The sequence below is a fragment of the Mesorhizobium abyssinicae genome (assembly GCF_049887195.1).
In the GTDB taxonomy this organism is placed as follows: Bacteria; Pseudomonadota; Alphaproteobacteria; order Rhizobiales; family Rhizobiaceae; genus Mesorhizobium; species Mesorhizobium abyssinicae.
The window spans coordinates 28092-48226 of the sequence record NZ_JARAKC010000020.1; the positions used below are offsets into that span (position 1 = coordinate 28092).

At 60.8% G+C, this 20135-nt stretch carries 22 protein-coding genes and 1 pseudogene; 6 read left to right on the forward strand and 17 right to left on the reverse strand.

The features are described 5' to 3' along the window. Positions 1 to 99: 99 nt before the first annotated feature. The gene (rctB, locus tag PU724_RS27630) at positions 100 to 459 is read left to right on the forward strand and encodes an SMa0974 family conjugal transfer regulator (RefSeq protein ID WP_354424697.1); all 360 of its coding nucleotides are present in this window, start codon (positions 100 to 102) and stop codon (positions 457 to 459) included. 450 nt (positions 460 to 909) lie between these two features. Beyond that, positions 910 to 1266, forward strand: coding sequence for a DUF5131 domain-containing protein (locus PU724_RS27635; protein ID WP_426213695.1), 357 nt, complete (start codon positions 910 to 912; stop codon positions 1264 to 1266). Positions 1267 to 1341: 75 nt separating this feature from the next. Here the strand turns inward: PU724_RS27635 and PU724_RS27640 are convergent, their stop codons facing one another. Further along, the gene (locus tag PU724_RS27640) at positions 1342 to 2766 is read right to left on the reverse strand and encodes an ISNCY family transposase (protein WP_354424701.1); all 1425 of its coding nucleotides are present in this window, start codon (positions 2764 to 2766) and stop codon (positions 1342 to 1344) included. Between the two features lie 528 nt (positions 2767 to 3294). Between PU724_RS27640 and PU724_RS27645 the strand changes: the two genes are divergently transcribed. After that, a complete protein-coding gene (locus PU724_RS27645; protein ID WP_354424703.1) occupies positions 3295 to 3504 on the forward strand; it encodes a cold-shock protein in 210 nt (69 codons plus the stop codon). Positions 3505 to 3539: 35 nt separating this feature from the next. Here PU724_RS27645 and PU724_RS27650 read toward each other — a convergent pair whose 3' ends face one another. Next, positions 3540 to 3788, reverse strand: a complete 249-nt coding sequence (locus PU724_RS27650; RefSeq protein ID WP_354424705.1) for a hypothetical protein — start codon at positions 3786 to 3788, stop codon at positions 3540 to 3542. A 67-nt stretch (positions 3789 to 3855) separates the two neighbouring features. Between PU724_RS27650 and PU724_RS27655 the strand changes: the two genes are divergently transcribed. Beyond that, positions 3856 to 4299 (forward strand): Ros/MucR family transcriptional regulator, encoded by a 444-nt coding sequence (locus tag PU724_RS27655; RefSeq protein ID WP_354424707.1) that lies wholly within the window; start codon positions 3856 to 3858, stop codon positions 4297 to 4299. 386 nt (positions 4300 to 4685) lie between these two features. Here the strand turns inward: PU724_RS27655 and virB11 are convergent, their stop codons facing one another. From virB11 to PU724_RS27720, 13 genes and pseudogenes are all read right to left on the reverse strand, one after another. Continuing rightward, positions 4686 to 5678 carry a P-type DNA transfer ATPase VirB11 gene (virB11, locus tag PU724_RS27660; RefSeq protein WP_354424709.1) on the reverse strand — a complete coding sequence of 331 codons (993 nt, stop codon included), beginning with the start codon at positions 5676 to 5678 and terminating at the stop codon, positions 4686 to 4688. A gap of 10 nt (positions 5679 to 5688) precedes the next feature. Beyond that, positions 5689 to 6861, reverse strand: a complete 1173-nt coding sequence (gene virB10 / locus PU724_RS27665) for a type IV secretion system protein VirB10 (protein ID WP_354424711.1) — start codon at positions 6859 to 6861, stop codon at positions 5689 to 5691. A 9-nt stretch (positions 6862 to 6870) separates the two neighbouring features. Continuing rightward, a complete protein-coding gene (virB9, locus tag PU724_RS27670) occupies positions 6871 to 7725 on the reverse strand; it encodes a P-type conjugative transfer protein VirB9 (RefSeq protein WP_354424713.1) in 855 nt (284 codons plus the stop codon). After that, entirely contained in the window at positions 7725 to 8396 is a 672-nt protein-coding gene (locus tag PU724_RS27675; protein ID WP_354424715.1) for a VirB8 family type IV secretion system protein, read from the reverse strand. The genes virB9 and PU724_RS27675 overlap by 1 nt, the downstream gene beginning before the upstream one ends. A 3-nt stretch (positions 8397 to 8399) precedes the next feature. Beyond that, positions 8400 to 8675, reverse strand: coding sequence for a hypothetical protein (locus PU724_RS27680; RefSeq protein ID WP_354424717.1), 276 nt, complete (start codon positions 8673 to 8675; stop codon positions 8400 to 8402). Positions 8676 to 8711: 36 nt separating this feature from the next. Next, on the reverse strand, positions 8712 to 9647 hold the full coding sequence (locus PU724_RS27685; RefSeq protein ID WP_354424719.1) for a TrbL/VirB6 family protein: 936 nt from the start codon (positions 9645 to 9647) through the stop codon (positions 8712 to 8714). A gap of 2 nt (positions 9648 to 9649) precedes the next feature. Further along, positions 9650 to 9883, reverse strand: coding sequence for an EexN family lipoprotein (locus tag PU724_RS27690; RefSeq protein ID WP_354424721.1), 234 nt, complete (start codon positions 9881 to 9883; stop codon positions 9650 to 9652). Then, positions 9880 to 10578, reverse strand: coding sequence for a P-type DNA transfer protein VirB5 (virB5, locus tag PU724_RS27695; protein WP_354424723.1), 699 nt, complete (start codon positions 10576 to 10578; stop codon positions 9880 to 9882). Before virB5 ends, PU724_RS27690 begins: the two co-directional genes overlap by 4 nt. Further along, a complete protein-coding gene (locus PU724_RS27700) occupies positions 10578 to 12959 on the reverse strand; it encodes a VirB4 family type IV secretion/conjugal transfer ATPase (RefSeq protein ID WP_354424724.1) in 2382 nt (793 codons plus the stop codon). Before PU724_RS27700 ends, virB5 begins: the two co-directional genes overlap by 1 nt. Continuing rightward, on the reverse strand, positions 12952 to 13293 hold the full coding sequence (locus PU724_RS27705) for a VirB3 family type IV secretion system protein (RefSeq protein WP_354424726.1): 342 nt from the start codon (positions 13291 to 13293) through the stop codon (positions 12952 to 12954). The genes PU724_RS27700 and PU724_RS27705 overlap by 8 nt, the downstream gene beginning before the upstream one ends. Positions 13294 to 13297: 4 nt before the next feature. After that, the gene (locus PU724_RS27710; RefSeq protein ID WP_354424728.1) at positions 13298 to 13597 is read right to left on the reverse strand and encodes a TrbC/VirB2 family protein; all 300 of its coding nucleotides are present in this window, start codon (positions 13595 to 13597) and stop codon (positions 13298 to 13300) included. Further along, positions 13594 to 14266, reverse strand: a pseudogene (locus PU724_RS27715) (lytic transglycosylase domain-containing protein). The gene PU724_RS27710 and the pseudogene PU724_RS27715 overlap by 4 nt, the downstream one beginning before the upstream one ends. A 4-nt stretch (positions 14267 to 14270) precedes the next feature. After that, positions 14271 to 14810, reverse strand: a complete 540-nt coding sequence (locus PU724_RS27720) for a hypothetical protein (RefSeq protein ID WP_354424730.1) — start codon at positions 14808 to 14810, stop codon at positions 14271 to 14273. A gap of 93 nt (positions 14811 to 14903) precedes the next feature. Here PU724_RS27720 and PU724_RS27725 point away from each other — a divergent pair, with 93 nt between their 5' ends. Further along, a complete protein-coding gene (locus PU724_RS27725) occupies positions 14904 to 15257 on the forward strand; it encodes a helix-turn-helix domain-containing protein (protein WP_354424732.1) in 354 nt (117 codons plus the stop codon). A gap of 606 nt (positions 15258 to 15863) precedes the next feature. Here the strand turns inward: PU724_RS27725 and scpB are convergent. After that, positions 15864 to 16568 carry an SMC-Scp complex subunit ScpB gene (scpB, locus tag PU724_RS27730; protein WP_354424733.1) on the reverse strand — a complete coding sequence of 235 codons (705 nt, stop codon included), beginning with the start codon at positions 16566 to 16568 and terminating at the stop codon, positions 15864 to 15866. Between the two features lie 2 nt (positions 16569 to 16570). Further along, positions 16571 to 17518, reverse strand: a complete 948-nt coding sequence (locus PU724_RS27735; RefSeq protein ID WP_354424735.1) for a DUF1403 family protein — start codon at positions 17516 to 17518, stop codon at positions 16571 to 16573. 130 nt (positions 17519 to 17648) lie between these two features. Here PU724_RS27735 and PU724_RS27740 point away from each other — a divergent pair, with 130 nt between their 5' ends. Further along, the gene (locus PU724_RS27740) at positions 17649 to 18719 is read left to right on the forward strand and encodes a site-specific integrase (protein WP_354424794.1); all 1071 of its coding nucleotides are present in this window, start codon (positions 17649 to 17651) and stop codon (positions 18717 to 18719) included. The last annotated feature ends 1416 nt before the right edge of the window (positions 18720 to 20135 follow it).

A 20135-nucleotide genomic window follows, 5' to 3' on the forward strand; every position in this document is an offset into this window, starting at 1 on the left:
AGCCGAGGTCCATTCCGAAAGCATGTCCGCGACCAGCAGTCTGAGCCAGTGATCGTCGCCTTCCTTTTCCGGAGGAGCGCCGATAAATCAGGAGGTCCGATGTCGAAGTATGCCGCCGAAGCATTAGTGACGACCCCGGATGCGGGCAGGGTACGAGAGAGGGTCTGCGCCCGGTCTCGCGAATATTGCAACCACATCGCTGTCATCGGCACCGATACGCTGCTCCAGATCGCCGAGGGCAGCGCAACTTTGAGACCGACAGATGAAGGCCTGCGGTTCCGGGTCGAGGCAATGAGTCTCGTCACCTTCTACGCTATTCGAACGTTGGTGCAGGGGAGTCTCTCTGCCACTGACGTGGCTTTCGGAGAGTCCGTCGAATGGCGCCCAGTCGAGGGCGGTTCGGAAGACGATCTCACTTCGGGGGGCGAGGCGAAATTCCGCGGCGACTTAAACCTTTGAGCAACTGCTTGATACTCCTGATAATCAGGAGTTGCGCCCTCGCCATGGCAAGGTCGCTTCCCGGTGAGGATGGCATTCAGCAAAGGCGACATTCCTACTTTGCAGAAGTGGGACATTTTAACTTTGCGCCTACAATTTTTGTCAAAGCGATTTAGAGACGCGACACCGCCAGCCAGTTAGAAATGCGACACTCATAGGGCAGGGGTGTTCGGTTTTTAGCAAAGTTGAAATGTCGCACCGACGGTGAAGCCGCAGCTTCTTGGCGCCGACAAGAGCGCCCGATCGGGCGTCAGCTGGTCCGGGTTGCAGAGCCCGATCGGGGGCGTTCCAGCGGAGCTCCCTCGGCTTTAGCTTTGAGAGCTGCTGTCGCCGTCGGCGGCGGACGTGTTCAACTTGCCGTGCTCCCGGCAGCCTCATAGGATCGGCTCGACGAGCTTAGACGAGGCAATGATGGCGCAGAACTGGCGAACAGCGGTCTGGAACGCCCGGGATCTTCTGGAGCCGTTCTCCTGGTTCCACGCCACCGTCGTGCAGGTGGCGCCGGATCTATTTGAACCGGAAACACGCGGGGCGGTGCGCGACGAGGTGTTCGCCACGATGGCTCTCTGCCGGAACCACAGATTCCAACTGCGCACGGCCTATCCCGAACAATACCGCCGCTACGTCGACGACATAGCCGGCAGTCGCGACGAATACCTTGCCTGGCGCGTGACCACGGCCATGACTTTGCGCAAGCTCGGCCGACAGGACGAAGCCGCGGGCGTCGGTCCGCAATGGCCACTGATCAATGTCGAGTTGCTCGACTGACTACCTCGCTGGTAGATCGCATAAGCGTCCCGGGCTTCGCTGCCGGCGACACCCAGAGCACGTTCAGCAGGATTGTCACTCGGCCGCGGGTAGCCTCGCCAACGCTTGCTGTCGACGCGCAACGACGACAGGATCGTTCATGAAGTCCGTCCTCTTGCCGGGCTTGCGGCCGCGCTTGACGTAACCGTTGCTGTGGCTGCCATCGGGGATACCGAACATGTGGTTCGCCTGACCCGTGCGGCGCGGGCCGTGCTGGCTGCGCTGAAGATCGCGACCGGCCTGCATCTCGGTCACCATTGCAAGTGCTTCGTCCAGGCGCTTGTTCTCGACGACGTCGGATCTGTGAACCGAGCGCAACTTGTCGAACGTCCTGTAGGGCAGGGATGTGCTGCCTTCCATGATCTCGAGCCGGCCATCGGGATAATCGCACACGACCACCTTCTTGCCGGCCAGGCGCTTCGCAAAATCGCTCGGATCAAGGATGAACAGCACCTTGTCATAGCGCAGCGTCAAGGCTTGCGACAGCGTGCGGAACTCCTTGCGGCACATAGCGCTGTCCAGGTTCTCGTGCTTGGCCAGGGGACGGTGCATGTTCTTCGGATTGCGGGGCTCCTTGCCGAAGCGGGCGTTGAAATCCGCGATGAACTCCGGCGCGAAGGCGTTGGCCGCCTCGATCGTGCTGATACCGCGAAGGCGCAATTCCTTGACGAGCCGGTCCTGCAGAGTCTGGTTGGCCCGCTCGACACGGCCTTTGGCCTGCGGAGTGTTGGCGCAGATGATGTCGATGTTCAACTCGTAGAGCGCACGTCCGAATTGTGTCAGGCCGCTCGTCCGATCCTTCTCGGATCCATGCGTCGTGCGGAAGATGCCATGCTTGTCGCTGTAGAATGAAATCGGCTTGCCGCACTCCTGCAAATACGTCTTCGTGGCGATCAGGTAGTCGAAGGTGTTCTCCGAACCGGCAAATCGAAGATGCAGCAGCTTGCCCGTCGCGTCATCGATGTAAACGAGCAGGGCACATTTGGGGCCGCGGTTCTCGAACCACCAATGGTGCGAGCCATCGATCTGCACCAACTCACCGAGGCAGTCGCGCCGACCCCTTGGCTGGTGAAGCTGCTTCCTGCGCTGCCGGCGCGATGTCCAGATGCCGGCTTCCGTCATCCATTTGCGTAGCGTCTCAGTGCTGACGGCGATCTGGTGCCACTCAAGCAGCTTCTCGCGGGCAAGCGTTGGGCCGAAGTCCCGGTAGCGATCGCGCACCAGATCCAATGCGGTATTGCGAAAGTTCTCATCATGGCGCCGATTGCTCGGCCGGCCGCGCTTCTTCGATACCAGGCCGCCGGCGCCGTCCTGGTCATAGGCGTGCAACAGCCGGTGAACCTGACTGCGGCTGAGATGAAGGAGCTCAGCCGCCTGGACGACGCTCAGCCGTCGATCGCGGATCTTCTGGATGGCTTCAAGACGATGCAGCTCTTTTTGCGACAAGGTGACCAAAGGCATGACGGCTCCGCAATGGGCCCGGTCTCACGCCAGGCCCTGTGGGTCGCCAGCCTTCCTTTCCAGCTTCATGTTGACCAGCCTCGGAAGCGGAAAAGTGTCGCATCTCTAACTGGGGCAACTGTCGCATTACTAAATAGCTGCTACAATTTTAAGTTGCATAACAAACATTATGGAACTAGAGAATATCATTATAAAGCAATGCGTTATCGTTTTACTTGCCAAGCTCGCTTGTCGCCCGTCGGTGAATGTCCGCTTTTCAGGGCTGGGGCGAGACCGCTGAAAATGGACTGAGATGCCGAAGGGTTTCGGATGCAGTCAGGCGTACGAAAGTCTCTCATGCAGGACCCGCGGCCGCAGACGATTTTCTATGGAGCTTTATGACAGGCGTTCGAGACATTCTGGCGACTCCGGTGCGCTTTTCCGTATTGGCAACAGATGACCGTCATGAAATATGCTTGGCCTGCTGATCTGCCTCTGAAAATGGCCAGCGGTCGGTGCGCGATCGTCCTGTAAACGAAGGAGCTCTTTATGGCTACCGGAACGGCAAAATGGTTCAATTCGCAGAAGGGTTTTGGTTTCATTCAGCCTGATCAGGGCGGCCCCGATGTGTTCGTGCATATTTCGGCCGTTGAGCGCTCCGGCTTGCGGGGTCTCAATGATGGTCAGAAGATCAGCTACGAACTGGTGCAGGACAAACGTTCCGGAAAGACGTCAGCCGGCGAGTTGCGGACGATTTGATGGACGGTGGGTGGCCGGCTACGCAGCAGTAGGTCTCATTCCTTCCACTGAGCGGAGAAGAGCCTGCATGTTTCGAGTTCGCCGCTCGCCTCGATCTCCAAAAGATAAAGGGCCTTGGCCAATCGAGCCAGCAGTGCCTTTCTCTGCTCGGCTGGCTCTGTCGTGGTCGGGGATGCAGCCGCCTTGCCGAACACCGCGTATGCTGTTTTTCGCTGGATGGCTCTCGCTCTCGGCGCAATGTCGTCTGTGACGAGAGCCGAAGCCGCAATCGTCTTTCTCGACATTCGCTGAAACTTCGGTACACGATGGCTGTGCGGGGTGGGTTCAGGTCTCAATTTTAGGAGTGAATACTTGAACGAAGAAAACGATGCCGCGACCGCCGATCTTGTTGGGCTGACGGCGGATATTGTCTCAGCATACGTCAGCAAGAATGCGGTCCCCGTCGCCGGCCTGCCCGAGCTCATCGCTTCGGTTCATTCATCCCTTTTGGGCGTCGGTCAGCCGGTCGCGGTGGAGCAGCCGAAGCAGCGGCCGGCGGTCAATCCCAGGCGGTCGGTGACGCCGGACTACATCATCTGCCTCGAAGATGGGAAGAAATTCAAATCTCTGAAGCGGCATCTCGCTGTTCATTATGGGCTTTCGCCGAACGAATACCGCGAGAAGTGGAGCTTGAGGCCAGACTATCCTATGGTAGCACCGAACTATGCGGCTCAACGATCGACGCTCGCGAAGGCAGCGGGCCTCGGACGCAAGGCGAAGCCAACGCCAGCCAAGAAAGCTCCGGTCCAAGGCTGAGGTGTGACAGCCGAGATTTGTAGGACGTATGCCCGCACCACGCGGTGAAATGGCGTGGGTGACGCAGCGTCAAGACTCAGGTATGGCTGTAGCGTACACTCCCTACTTGGCCGGCGCCTTCAGTTCAGGCAAGCCTCCACCAAATCGGCGCCGGTCGTTTTCTGTCGGGCTGTTGCGCGAGATGTTGCGGCGTCAAGCCAATGTTCCAGACGATTTTAAACACCTTCGGACCAATTGTGCAGTCTATTTTAGCCTGCTGTCGCCATTTCGTCCTTGAGAATAACATAACACTCTGCTGACTGTGTGTTGTTGGAACGCACTGTTCATATAATACTATGAACTTCTTGAAAAAAGCCAGATAAAATTGAGGGTGATTGGCATATTCTCTATAAAGACTGACGGTAGATTTCTGTCACACGGAACCGTTCGCCTACACGCTTGCACTGGACGATAATGTCGATGGATACCCTGAGAAGGCTACGGATGTCGTCATGCTCAAGGTTGCGACCGCCCTCGGATTCCTTGATTAACAGAGCCAATTGTTCGATGGCCAGCTTCGCCGAGTGGGCGTGCACGGTCGTGATCGACCCTGGGTGGCCGGAGTTCACGTTTCGGATGTAGTAGAACGCGCTTCCGTCGCGGAGTTCCTGAAGCAGGATTCGATCCGGGCGCATGCGAAGGCACGCTTCCAGCAGTTCTTTCGGTCCGGCTAATGACAGCCCCTGCCCTCCTTTGGAATAAAACAGGCGAACGTGGTTATGCTGCGGGATGACGAGTTCAGGTGTGTCCTCGATGGAGATAATGCGCTCTTGCTCGGGAATGTGCCGGATCAACGCTTTTGACAGCGTCGTCTTTGCCGATCCTGTCGCCCCCGAGATTATGATATTTTTCCTCGCAATCACTGCTTCGCGCAGGAAATCTTTGTAGCGGCCTTCGTCATAAAGGGCTTTCAGCCTCTGGTCGCTTGCGGCGTCTCCCTGCCCCGTGGCCTTGACTTCGCTGAAGAACCCACTTCCTTCCAGATCATCGAGAGTAAGGTTCAATGACGAGGGTTTTCGGATTGTGAGGCTCACCGTACCCTTCGTTGTCGCGGGCGGGATGACGATCTGGATGCGCGCGTCGCCTGGAAGCGTCGCCGAGAGGATTGGTCGCCTCTCGTCGATTGACTGATTGGAGAAAGTCGCCACTGCGCGGGCAAGCCGCATCAGCTTCTCGAAGGTCAATTCCGGCATGTCATGGGTGCGCCATCCATTGGTACCTTCCGTCAGCATCTGACCAGGCCGATTCACGATCACTTCGTATAGAGACCCATTGGTCAGGAATGGCGCCAATGGTGAGAGGAGGTGGCGAACGACTGCCGCGTCGGTTCCCTCGGCCATACGCCCTGCCCTACTTCGTCACGAGCGTCGTCCGCGGGCTGAAGTCGCCGAGCACCGCGCGGTCGAAGATGCGGTTCCTGGGCTCCGTCACGCGAAGTCTGTAGACCCCGGAAAAGTCGAGATCGCGCGCCACGAAAATCGAGACGAGTTCGCCCTGGTGCTTGTTGAGTGTAGGTGGAATGTTGATCGACTGCTCGACGGCGATGGCCGCGGCCTGTTGGCCTGCGCTCGTCGTGTTCTGCGCGTCGACGCCACTGTCTTGCAGACGGCTGCTGGCGTAGCTGGTCGCATCACCGACGACGGAAAGAAGGAGTGCGCTTCCGAACCGCTCCCACCAATGGGTGTCGACATACCCGTCGACGCCAGCACGGCCGAGGGCGTCCGTCGCCGGCGATGCGAGTGTAACGATCACGCCTTTGGGCGTCTTTGCCCGATTCCAGAGAACGAAGAGACGTTTCTGCCCCCGCTTAAGGCCGCCACGGTATTCGCCGACGACCTGGGTCCCCTTCTCCATCAGCACGACCCGTCCATTGTCCGAGAGGACGTCGCGGTTGATCACGCAACTCGCAAAGCCCGGCTGATCCGACGCCATGGCGGTCTCCAGGACGCAAGGTATGGAGGTTCCCATGGCGACGATGTAACTCCAATTGCCGAGCGTGCCGGCACGCGAGCCCTCGAGCCGGGTCGGCCGCAGCAGGCCGTCAAACCGCTGTTCATCGGCGTTGACCGCATTCTGTCCCATCATGTTTCCGTTGAGCGGCAGGTAGTTGCCCTCCGTCGATGTCGCTGAGCCTTCGGTATCCCGGCGCGATGTCTCGTTCTCCTGTCCACCGCTGTATGCCATGACGGGCGCACGGCGCGCCGAGTCGAGCAGCGGGTCTTCTTCCTTGGCCTCTTCGGTTACGACAGGGGTCGGCAGCTTCACTTCCGGGCGCGCCTGGACCGGTTCCACTTTCTCCTTGGCCGGTTCGAAATTCGTCGTCTGGCGAATGACCACCCGCTCCGGCTTTGTCGTGTCCGACGGTGCCTTTTCTCCGCTCATGGACCACAAGGCGAAGGCAACAAAGGCGACCACCGCCAACGCCACGGCGCCTCGCTTCAGGGTGGGATTGTTGTCGATCCGCCTGGCCGCAATGGTTTCCGCCCGCTCGCCCGGAATCCGGCCTTCGTTTTCCTGTGTCATGACCACCTCCTATCGCGTTGCGCCGGCGTCGGTCCGCACGACGCGCTCGACCGATGGCGAGGTCGTGTTGGTATCCGGATTGATGCCAACGCGGTCATAGGCCTCGTTGAAGACGCAAAGCACGTCCCCTCCCCTGCGCAGGATGAACTTGCGGCTGATCGCGTGTACCAGGACCAGGTTGCCGTCGACGGATTTGGGCACCAGGCTCTCGCTGCCGTCCGAGTTCTCGATGTAGATCGCGGGCATCTCCTGATTGCCGACGAAGGCGAACGTCGTCACCTTGCCATTGTCGTAGACCGTTTCCGGTTCCAGTGCCTGGGAGCCCTGCGCCGAATAGCGCCAGTTTCGCGGCCCATAGGCTTCATGAAGGGCGAGCACATTGTCAGCCTCCTTCGCCTGAGCCGCGACGGCTCGCGCCGCCGCAGCCTGTCGCCGTCGTTCGGCCTCGTCAGCCGGATAGCGATACTTGACGTAGAAATAGGTATTCTGGCCCACCTCCACCGTTCCATCCCTTACCGTCAGCTCCATCTGATAGCTGCGGGTTGAGCCGTCACGACGGGTGGTTACGACAGAGATGTTGGTGACCGGCTGATTTTCCCGCGGTTTGAGAAACAGGATGTTGCCTGCCGGCGCGACCTCCCAGGCGACGCTATTGCCGAGCGCGACGTGGGCGATCTCCTCATCGGCCGAGAATTCCACCTGCACCGAGGAGCGCATCGACCCGACGATGCGGGTGATGTCGTAGGGCTGGTAGTCGACAAAGCGCACACGGCTGTCCTGCGATGCGCCGCGGGGAATTTCGAGGGCAAGCGCGGTGGAGGCGGAGGCCGCCAGAAGGAGGGTGGCGATTGCGATTGTGCGCATCAGTTGATGGCCTCCGGATCGGCCCGGTATTCGCTGACCACAAAGCCGAGAGGGTTCACCAGCCGATCCGTCGAGGACATCGGCGCATTCACGTAGGAGAAGGTTAGCGTCGCAACCCAATGGGTTGTCCGAACCTCCTCGACGCGAGTAATCGTGCGCATGTAGCGGACGGACACGACATTCGGATTGATCAGCGAGATCGACGCGATGCTGATGCGCACCGTGGCGCTGCGCCCGTAGGTGTTCTGCGGCGAATCTGGGTTGCTGCCACGATAGTATGTGGAAAATCGCGTCTGCTCCGGCTGTGTCGACAGCAAGGCGACGGTGCGATAATTCTCCTCCGCCTCGCTCCAGACGTAGCCTTCCCGCGCACGCACATATTTGGCGGCGAAGTATTTGGTGACGGCTTCGTCATAGGTGCCCGGCGTCGACGTCAGCGCCGAGACGACATCGACGATGCCTGTCGAATTGTCCACCCGCACGACAAACGGCTCCACCGTCTTCAGCGGGGTCAAGGCCGCGACGGCAAAGATCGATACGCCGGCGAGGATGCCGGCGACGATTGCCACGGACCAGGCGATGCGCGCCGAGCGTTCGACCTGAACCATACGGTCCTGATCGAAGCGTCGCGCCTTCTCGAAGTATGTTTTGAGTTCGTCCCTCGAGACCATGGGTCACGCTCCGCAAGGACGATTGGATGCAGCGATGTCAAAACGGGCGAAGGCGGGCGGTTTCCTGCCCTCTTCGACATAGGGTGCGGCCGCCGATTGGGAGATCGCCGGTTGTGCACTCGAATGCTTCTGCGTCAGGTTCTTATTGTCCTCCCATTCCCACATCGAGCGATTGAGCGGCCGGCGCAAATAGCCGTCGCATTTGGCGAGCGGGTAGCTCAGCGATGCGCAGCCGCTTAAGATCGCCGCCATGCAAACCAGCGGGAAAATTCGGATCATTCCAGAAAAGCCTTTTTCTTGTTGGTGCGAAAAGCGTCATGAGCCGGCGCGTTTCGAGGTGAAGGTCCGTCCGACCGCGCGGAGGCCGCGGCCGGCGCCACGGACGGTATGGGATGCCGTCCAGGCGAGTGTGCTTTCGTGGGCGTCGCGTGCCGCTCCGTAGCCATAGGTCAACGACGCCCCGCCGGCGGCGAGCGCCGAAGCGATGTTGGGAAGCTGATAGAAGACATAGAGAGCAGCGAGGCAGATGGCGCAAAGCGCGATCGGCCGCATCAGCACATCACTGTATCCCTCGATCGCCGTGAAGGTGGTGTCAATGCAGGTGATCAGCAGGGAACCAACGGCGACGACCAGGACCTGCAGGGTCACGAAGTTCACAAGCTGCCCGATCCAGGCCTCGGTGAAGCGCCGCGTTGCCTGGAACATGGCGAGGGCCACAAAGATCGGGCCGATCGCCAGCACGATGGCGAGCGCCAGGCGGGCATAGAGCGAAACAATGTAGCCGATCGCCGCGACGATGAAGCTCGCACCGATCACCATCATGCCGCCGACGCCCGTGACGATATCGACGGGCCAGGAGGCGCGGGACCAGATATCGGTGGCGGAGGCCTGCCCCTTGTCGAGCAGGCTGTCGAAGGTGGAAGCGCTCGGCGCCGTGCCGGTGTTGAGAGCCTGGGAGATTTCGCGCGGCAGCACATCGAAGAAGATGTTCGTGACGTAGGTCTGGTAATCGCCGGCATTCTTCACCAGCATCATGATGATGGCGAGCTTGATCGCCCGGTAAGCGAAATCGAGGATCGGTTCCTGCACCGAGCCACGAAGAACAAGGTAGCCGTAGAGCACGATGTAGAGGGTGACAGCCGCCGTCAAAGGCCCCGAAACCCATTCGGAGATGTTCGACGTGCCATCGGAGATGAAGGTCTCCAACGGAGTTCTGAACTGCTCATCGACGAAGGCGAACACCTCATACATGGTCAACCTCCCAACGACTGCCGCATCCGTTGAAGCCGCATTTTGCCGTCGGCGGCTTCGGCGTTTCTGCAGTTCGTCGTGTCGTTCAGCTCACCCGGATTGTTTCGGCAACTCGTGACGAGGCCGGAAAGCAACGCTTCGTCCGCCACCAGTTCATCGACGGTGTAGGTTCTTTCCGCCTGCTCCGAGCAGGCCGCCAGACCAGCTATCGCAATGAGGAGCAGCAGTCTCCTCATTGTAGCGCCGCCTTGATCGAGTCCATGCGTTGGCGCCAGTCTTCGGCCTTGCGCTGCTCATCGACTTGGGCCTGCGCCTGCTGCACCATGCGCAGGCCTTCCATGCGGAGCACATCGGTCTGGAGGAAAGCCGTTTCGGCCTGCAGCCGTGCCTGAAGGTCGGCGATATCCTTGGCGTCGCCCACCGTCGATATCTTCTCGCGCAACTGATCAATGCCGTCGATGCGCTTGGTCGCGGTGTCGTAGATCAGCTGGCCGAGGCTCATCTGGCCAGCATTCTTGTTCTGGATGCGGGAGAGCTCCTGCGCGTAGAAATCGTCGGCGCTGGTTCGATAGGTGGAGTTGCCTTCGAGGAATTTCGAGGCTGAGTCGCCGAACACGCCGGCGCCCTTGCCCTTGAACAGCCCCTCGATGGCATTGAAGTCCGCCGGCAAGGCTTTTCGGATGCTTGGATCGTTGAGGATGCTTGCGACATCCGCCATATCGGTGAGCTTGTTGAGCGAGCCATAGAGCTGCTGCGCCTGTTCGATTTGCTGATGGAGCGCATCGAGCTGCGACTTGAGCTGCGCGATGCTCTCGATTTGCTTGGCGATCGCCGTCTGGTCGATCACCGGAATCCCCTGCCCTGCGGCGCCGCTCGCGGAAAGGAAAAGCGCCGCGGCAATCGCCGCGCCGTGAAGTCTGTAAGAAGCCATCAGCCCGCACTCCTTCTTTGGTGGAAAATGGGAAGCCAGTCCTCGCCCTGGCCGACGACCTCCGCGCGGATCGCTTCGGCAAGCTCGACATTGGCCGTACGGCCGGAAAGGATAGCGAGTTCGTCATCGAAGCCCCTGAGGTTCAGCTCGGCGACGACGCTATTGTGGCCCTGCTTCAGCACGAACCGCCGGCCTTCGACCGAGAGTTCGCGAGCGATCAATTCGTACTCGCGTTCCGTCAGCTTGAAGCCGTCCACATAGTCAGCATGATTGCCGCGGGCGTTCGGCAGGAAGATCTGCGTCGGGCACTGCTCGATGATGGTGTGCGCGATCGGCGAAATGAGCGCATCACGCGGGCTTTGGGTGGCGAAAAGCATCAGGCCATTTTGCTTGCGGATCGTCTTCAGCTTGTTCTGTGCGAGGTCCCTGAACCCCTCATCCTGCAGCGCCTTCCAGAACTCGTCGATGACAATGATGATCCGCCTGCCGTCGATCAGCTGCTCGACGCGATGGAAGAGGTAGGCCATCAGCGGCGTGCGGATTTCTTCATTGTCGAGAAAGTCGGTCATGTCGTAGCCGACGAATCTGGCGTCGGCGCCGAAATCGCCGAAGCCGATATCCTCGGTCACATTGTCAAACACCCAACCGAGCGGCCCTCCCCTCTCCCACCGTCGCAGCCTGGCCGCGATCCCCTCCGGGTCGGTGTTGTTGAGGAAGGTTCTGAGCGCGCCGATCGTGCGGCGCTCGACCGGCAGGTCGGCAAGGCCGTCGATCGCGGAAGCAATGTCGCGAAGCTCGGTCACGGTCAGTTCCCGTGTTGTCGAGCCGACAAGCTTGCCGACCCAGCGCGTCAGGAACACCTTGTTCTCGGGCGTGAGCTCGAGCGCCTTCAGGGGCGCGCAACCGGTCGGAACACCATTCATGAGGGGCAGATAGGCGCCGCCAGCGGCGCGCACGAAAAGATCGGCGCCCCTGTCTTTGTCAAAGAACACCACATGTGGATCATGCTTCTCGAGCTGCGACAGCATGAAGTTGAGCAGCACGGTCTTGCCAGCGCCCGACGGCCCGCAAACAAAGGTGTTGCCGAGATCGCCGTAGTGAAAATTGAAGTAGTACGGCGATCCTGACGCCGTCTTGAGCAGGGCAACGGCCGGCCCCCACTCGTTGCCGTCCTTTTGGCCGATCGGATAGGAGTGGAAGGGTGACAAGGCGGCAAAGTTCCGTGATGTGATCGCGCCGGACCGCGCGCGATAGCGGAAGTTGCCCGGCAGCTGCGCCCACCAGGCAGCCTCGAGACCCAGATCTTCGCGCGCGACGACCGCGCCGCCGCTGGTCAGGCTGGCGCGTGCCTTGGCGAGATTGTCGGTCAGTTCCTTCACCGAGGCGGCGAAGACGCAAAGCGTCAGATGGTGCTCGCCGAGCACGAACCGATTGGACTCCAGATCGTCCATCGCCTCGTCCAGCTCGTCGATCTGCGAGGCCGCCTTGTCGCCGCTGCTGACCATCTGGTTCTGCTTGCGGCCCATGATGACGCGGGCGTCTACCTTCGAGGCGAAGGAGAATGACTGCGTGAGGATAAGTTCGAAGGGGCTGGTGAGTGCGCCGTCGAGCATGCCGGTCCTAGTGCGGGCCGGATATTCCTTGAAACTCAGCATACCAGCATAGCGGCTTGCGGCCTCGTGCCGGATCTCGAGCGTCTCGCGGCCGACGATGACCCGATCGGAGTAGATCGCCGACGCGACGCGCCCTTCGGTCAGCGGTATTGGTTCCCGCCGTCCGCCGACGATCTGGTGCAGCACCTCGCTCGGTTCCGAAAACAGCAACCCATCATGTTCGTAAAGCGACAGCAGGCGCGGCTCGAATCGCTTCAAAGCCGCCATGACATCGGCGACCTTGTCGTGAAGCTGCTTCAGCGCTTCCTCGTCCAGCTCCGTCGACCTCCGACGGGCGCGACGCAGGCGCGACAACAGCTTTGCCGCCATGTCTGCCGGATCGCGGGCTGGAGACCAAAGGATCGTTAGATAGAGATCGTTGCGAAACAGATCCTCGTCCACCATGCGCGCGCGGTATTTGTCGTTGAGCGCCTTCGAGAACGGCGTGGTGAACGTTCCTTCCGGGTAACTGCTGTCACGACGACGGATGAGATGGGTCCACACGGCAAGCCGCTCGTCGGCGATGTTCCGGTAGAGTGTGTTGAGATCGCGATGAAGGGCATTCAGGTCGAGAACATCGGCGGTCTCGAAGGAGACGCCTTCGAGCGCGATCGTCACCATCAGCGCCCGCGAATCGAGCGCTATGGTCGACCGGTCGACGTGGCGGACATAGGGGATGAAGGTCTGCGGATCGAGTTCGCGAGACCTCAGCGTGGCTAGACTAGGCAAAACCAAGATCCCTTTCGTCGAAGCGTCGGGCGAGCCTCAGGGGCGTAAGAGTTGCGCCGCCCCAATAGGTGCTGTTCCGGGACCGACCACGTGTCTCCACCCAGGCAAGCAGGATGCGAAACATGTTCTGGTCGTGTTTGACGAGCGCGCGGAACAACAGGTGGAAGGCCACGCCCACGAGAGCGTAGGCGATCGAGCCGGCAACGATGTAGAGGATGGTGGTGAGCATGATGTTCACGCCCATGGCTTCCATCGTCACCCCTGCGATCATCGCCGGCCGGGTGCAGGCGATAAACAGCGTATCTTCCTCAACTGTCGGCCGCGAACTCGCCATGGCGTCAGCCTCCGACGATGGTGTTCACTAGTTCGGTGGCGCCGAAGATACCGCCGATGCCTATGATCCAGAACCCTGCCCTTCTGAGATCCATGTAGCCGAACATCCAGGCAATGCAGATCACGATCACCGCGATGGTGGCCAGCAGCTTGGCGATGTTGCCGGTCAGCATGTCGACGATGTTCTGCAGTACGGTTTCGATGCCGGCGGCTTGCGCGAATGCAGGCTCGATCATGGTCGCCACGATGGCCGCCGACATCAAAGCGGGGGCAGCAATCGGCCGGATATGGGAACTGAAGATCATTCACTCTGCTCCGTTTGACTGTTCTGGAAACACGAGGACGGAAGATCGCCGCCGCGAATTGAAGACATCCCAGGACGGCGCGGATGCCGCCTGATCGAAGGGTGGGTCGCCTGTCTGCTCTTCGACCGCTACTTCGACTGCGGCAGGCTCGCTGTCCCCCCTCCCCTGCCCGCCATCCTCTATTTCGAGCGTCGCAAGGGATCCGCCAATCCGCTTCACCTCCTGGCTGACCTGCTCGTCGTACTTGACCATGTCGCCAACGGTGGGATCGCCTCGCCCGTACCAGGATTGCAGCATCACCTGCCCCGCCCGGTTCGGTTCGGCACCCGCGTTAACGGCGAGCCGGTAGTAGCCATCGAGAAGCGTCGCGGTTGCCCGAAGATTGAGGCACGGATCGAAGGCGTCGGAGATCGAGAGCTTCAGGTTTCGAAGCTCTTCCATGCCGATACCACCGAGACCGAGCTGGATATCCTGCTGCTCAGCCGCCAGCGACGTGGCGACCTCGATCGCCTCCGCTTTCGTGGACGGCTGCTTTGAAAGCGGCGAGCCGCTGTTGATCCGGATGGCGAACGGCACGAACCGGCTCTCAAGGCTGACGACGCCCGCCAGCGTCTCGGCCGCGACTACGGGTGCGCAGGTCTGCGCAAGATCGACGAAGAGAACAGGCATGGGGTCAGTACCAGACCCTTTGCTTGCCGACACCGTCGACGGTCACGTCGATAAAGTGCGGCTGCTCCCGGATGTTGGGCCGGGACGTAACCTTGGCCAGGCACTGAGACCGGCCACCCTCTCGTTGCAATTGCGGAGACAGCACGGAACTGTGATCGCCGCCATTGTCATCGCGCCGGAATGAGCAGAAGCGCCTGTCAACGGGCTGGAGAGAGGTCGACACGCACGTGGCGACACGTCCGGCAGACCCGAACGAGCTGGTGAGTGTAAAACCTTCATTGCAGTAATACGGATCATAGCCTGGGCGCGAACTCTGGAACCGGACGCCACGGCATGTGGGAAACGAGCGGCCCTTGGCAAGCCAGCGCCAGAGCTTGTTGATGGGCGGTCGGCACTCGGCGTACTGCATCGCACCGCCTGGATTGGAAAGGCACAGGATAACCTGGCAGCCCCACTCATCAGCTTGCGCTTTACTGTCGAAAACAAGATAGAATGACGCTAGGCTGGTTGCAGCGACGATTGCCCTTACGAGCGAGTTTCCCATGACCATTTTCCTTCAAACGCGTGACGCGTCCCTTGGCCAGCTGGCGCGGGTGGTCGCGACTCTTAAACTATCGAATAACTGATAGTATAGCCGATGGCAAGGGTGATCGACGCACAACGGCAAGAGCAGAGGTTTTCGGCCTATGCCTTGCAGGAAGTCCTCGACAAACCGATCGAAGGAGAGACGCCGCAATCGCGGTTGAAGCAGGTCGGCATGATGACGGTGCTGTTTATGATGCATCGGAGCGGCGAGAAGCTAACGCTTGCGAACATCAAGGAAACGACGGGGATGACGCGCAACACGGTGAAGGAGTCGATTGATCCCCTTGTGGCGCGAGGCATTCTGACGGAAACGATTGTGAAGAATTCAGCGGGACGCGGAACGGCCTGGCTGTATGAGTTCACCCCGGAAACTGCCAATCGATTGGGTGTGGGTGCGAATCGCTGAGATGGAACCGTTAAGCACCCCTCCGGCGTCAGGCTTTCCTTTCCTCGTGTGCCTGCGCTGGCGGTCAGCTATCCCCCCAATCGTCTCCGCGGCTGGAATAAATGCATGCACGATATCCGACGCATCGATAACACGCCTGGCGGCACCACCTTCCGCGCGGTCGCGGGGGCACCCGCTTGGCTACATTGAGGTGCGTTACGATCCTCGCGACATCAGCCAGGTCTCCGCGAGCGGCTATCGGACCGTAGAGCGGCGTGACGGAATACTTGCGGCGACATTATTGTGGAATTGCGAAGCCGGCTGCATTTCTCGACGCGCCACAAATGGGCGATCGAGCATCGAAGAGTACGCCAAGCCAGGAAAACCAGACTGGCGAGCAGCACGTTGAGAACCTTCGCCCCGTGCTGAGGCAACACTATCCGAGTGTGGGGCCGTTGAGGTGGCTCATGATAAAACCGGCGTTAGACCCTTGAGAAAGATTGCGGTGATGAGGGGTCGGTGGCAGAAACTCCACCCCGTCGTGAACCAAATGACTTCGAGATGCCTGGTGGGACCATTGATCAATCCGGGGAGTCCGAAACGGCGGCCGGATCATGGCGCGTTCCCCTATTCGTCGATAACGTCAGCACTACTCTCCCCGGGGTCCGAAAACCCCGGCATGATGTCGCCCGCCAACAGCTTTTCCCTCGACAGCAGGCCAGCATCCTCGAGCGCCTCGAAATCGGGCAGCTGGCGCAGCGTGTCGAGCCCGAACTGCGACAGGAAGGTCTTCGTCGTCACATAGGTGTAAGGCGCGCCCGGCCGCGGGCTGCGCGGCCCTGAGGCGATCAGCTCCTGTGCGCGCAGCACGCCGATCAGATCGCGCGACACCTCCTTGCCGAAGAAGCTCGAGAGTTCGCCGCGCGTGATTGGCTGGAAATAGGCAATGCACATCAGGACGAGAGCCTCCGACTGCGTCAGCTCTCTTGATCCCTCGGTGCCCTGCCGCGCTGTCCCGCCGAATGCACCGCGGATGACGTCGGCAAAGGCCTTCTTGGTCCGGTGCTGCCAGCCGCCTGCGACCGCGACCAGCTCATAGGGGCGGCCGGCGAGCTCGGCGCGGATGTCGTCAATGACCAGCTCGAGATGGCAATCCTTGCCCACAACCCGTGACAGCACCTCTCGCGACACCGGCTCGCTGGCGGCAAAAATCACCGCTTCGACGCGGCCCATCCATTCGCGCCAGCGCAGTTCTGCAGGCAGATGTTCTAACTCGGTGTCGAGCAACGCCGGCTGATCGTTTGCCTTGCGGCGGGCGGCCCCCTCGCTCATCGCTAAAGTCCAAACAGCCGGAAGCTGGGGCGGCCGGAGAGTTCGCGCAGGGCTTCCAATTGTTGTAACCGCTCAAACAGGCGCCGCGCAGCAAAGCGCGACAGGTTTTTGGTCGTTACTGAGCCCGACACCGCATCTTCATTGAGCAGCAAGAAGATCACGTCGCCGGCGCCCTTGGCGCGCAGTTTTGGCGCCACCGCCAGGAGCTTGTCGGCACGACGTAACAGCTCCGCAGCCATGCGGCACGCTTCCGCCGCCGCTTGCACCAGCGCCACGCAAACGGCGCGTTCGAATCCATCTTCCCCGGGTCGGATGCGCTTACCGCCGCCTTCCGCGCGGAAGGCCGGTCCAAAAGCCTGCGCCATCAGCAGCGGCAGCGGGCGCGGCCAGCGCAGGCTTTGTGCCAGAACCAGATCGGCCAGCCACCAGGCAAAAAGCTCGGAGTCGGGCAGCGTGGCGACTACGTGAGCGGCGATTGCTGAGGCGGCGAACGGCGCCGGCCGCTGGGATAGATTTTCAATCGCTGTGCAAAGGTCGCCGAGCTTCTTCCCGTCCCAGTGGAGGCCAAGCTGGTCGACGATCTTTTCCAGCCGGTCGGGGTAGTAGATGTGGGGCTGCAGCACCAACTGCCGCCATGCGCCAAGGATGGCACCGGCGGGACCGGGATCGGCGGTCGTCGCGCGGAGGTACCAAGCGTCGCGTAAGGCGGCAGCGTCCTCGACGCGGCCGGCGAGCCGCATGCTGGCGGCGGCGCAGTTCAGTGCCAGCCGCTGGCGCCACACACCGGCCGAGGGAGGCTGCGCGCGGGCAAGCCTGTCGAGCGAGGCCAGGGCTGCGCCGGCCTGGAAGGCGGCATCAGCTTCACTGGCGCGGGAACCAGGCGTGAGCGCCCAGGCCGGCACGGTGGGCGGCGGGGCGAGGCTGTTGGGCACGGGATCAAGGCGAATCATCCGTTACCAGCGTAGTGCGCCTGTGCGCTTTATGCTATGGTTGTTAGGGCTAAACGCACAAGTCGTTGCTGGCCGGTTATGTCCGATAACATTGCCTTATCGGACGTGATTTGTTAGCGTCGCGTTCATGATGGTGAGTCCCGGCGAAATCCCGCCCGCAATCGACGACAATGCCGTCGTTGAACCGGCGCCACAATTGGGTCAAGCTTCCGGCCCGCCGGGGCGGCTGGAAGCTCTTGAGACGGGAACGAACAACGTCAAGACCGCCAGTTCTAGGAATACGCTGGACGCCTACGCCAAGGACTGGCGACACTTCACCTCTTGGTGCCTGCGCCAAGGCTTTGAGCCCCTGCCCCCGGATCCGAAGATCATCGGTCGCTATATCGACGCCTGCGCAGCCGACGACCCGAAACACGGCGTGCCAGCACTGTCGGTTTCCACAATCGAGCGCCGGCTTTCCGGTCTCGCCTGGAGCTTTACTCAGCGCGGTTTTGCCATTGACCGCGCTGATCGCCATGTTTCCTCGGTCCTGGCCGGCATTCGCGGAAGGCACCCAAAGCCGCTTCGGCAGAAGGAAGCTGTCCTTGGCGAAGACATCAAGGAGATGGTCAATACGCTCGGTCATGATCTCAGAGGTCTGCGCGACAGGGCCATCCTACTGTTGGGCTTCGCCGGCCGCCTGCGGCGTTCCGAGATTGTCGGTCTCGACGTCGTCCGCGACGACCGCAGCGGCGGCAATGGTTGGATCGAGTTTTTTCCAGATCAGGGTGTACTGGTGACGCTACGCGGAAAGACTGGATGGCGCGAGGTCGAAGTCGGCCGCGGCGCGTCCGACCAGACTTGCCCCGTTGCTGCACTTGATACCTGGATCCGCTTTGCCCGGGTGACAAAAGGGCCCCTCTTCCGACGCATCTTCAAGAACAACAGGAGTGTTGACGGTGGGCGGCTCTCTGACAAGCATGTTGCCCGTCTGGTCAAGCGCACCGCACTTTCAGCCGGCGTCCGTTCTGATCTGCCGGAAGGGGAGCGAGCTGGCTTGTTCTCAGGACAATCGCTGCGCGCCGGTCTTGCCTCTTCGGTCGACATTGAAGAACATTACCGTCAAGAGCAGATCAGTTACGCTGCGGCCGAGATGACGAGCAAACATAAGCGGCGGCGTGTCCGGTTCGGGACCAATCTCACGAAGGCGTCCGGGCTGTAGTGGAGCCACCCCCCTGTCCCAATTCAGCCGCAGCATGGCGCATTCGGCAAGCTGAATTGTTGCCAATAGAAACAACATGCAGTTTCCGTTCGTGCCATCGGTTGAGGTGCTGGCTATTGGTGGTGAACTGCCACCAAGCGTCGCGAAGCCGTATTCCAACCCTCCGGAAGATCGTCGAAGCGCTCCGCCATTGAGGCCTGCGCGGCCAATCAGAAGATGGGCGTTAAGGCCGGCGTTAAGGTTACCAGCGTGTTAATTGTGTGCTCCAGGGTGGGGCTCGGTGCCCCAGTTCATTACAATTGGTTGCGTGGAACTGACCTCCTTCTGGAGAGATCTACCCCGCTATTCCCTGCATGGGTGAAAGCCCGCCAGAGAATATCGCGGATGCGAGTTGCGCCAGCGGGATACTGTCCAGTGAATGTTGGCTCATGTGCGTTCTTTGTCGTAGGCGCAAAGTCCCGCGGCATATCTCGTTCGGCTGAAGACGCCGCGCCGGCAGTGTTAGCGGCCGGGCCCCTCCCCCCACTGCGCCCTTCACCGAGACGGCAGTCGGCAGATCTCACGTTGCCTCTAACGAGCCCAGCGACTATGGAGACGCGGGCGTCGTGAGCGAGTTGCACGTGTACAACTGCGTGGCGGTCCATTCGAAGTTGGTTAAACCAACAACGCGCTGCCGCGCCTAGCGCGTCCCCCGCACTCACACGCAACTGCAAAGAGGTACCCGGGGTGCAAATGTTCTCACTAGGCTCTGCCCCGCGGTAGTTTCCCGGTGAATTTGTGTGGCGGTGGCTTGGCGCAAATTGCGCGAACATCAGTCGCCACTGTGCACCAGGGCAAGGACGAGTATCGGGTGACCATTCTTGCAATGCGCGATGCCCGCTTAACCAGCCGCTCGCACCGGGGTGTCAAAACGAAACCCTGCAGACGACAGCTCGGCGTAAATACGCACGTGCAACTTTTGCCCGATCGGATCCGCCGGAGGTTGCTCCGGGGCGCGATTGCGTTGGGGCCAGCAGCAGAGGGCAGTAATACTGGCCCGCAGAGTTGCATCCGTGGGTGCATAACTCCGCGAAGAGCGCGGTGGTCCAATTTCACCAAGACAACGCAGACAGCGGCGCGCACCGATTTGTCACGAGCTCTGGACCTCCAAACGCGACCTGAAAGAAGGTCGGCGCGCCACTGGGCCAATGCAGGACCTTCGCAGAGGTGTCCCGCGAACGCTGCCCACTGAAGCAAAACTGAAAGCGCATTGGGCAATTCCATCCAGCCGTAGCGGCCGCGCCCGTACTGTGACGCCGCCGCAACGCACCGCAGGCAGCCAAATTGCCAAGTTGCACACGTACAACTTGAGCGAACCGCGATCTGGGAAGATCGTATATGCACGGTTGAACATGAGCGACTGCGCGCGACTGCGTC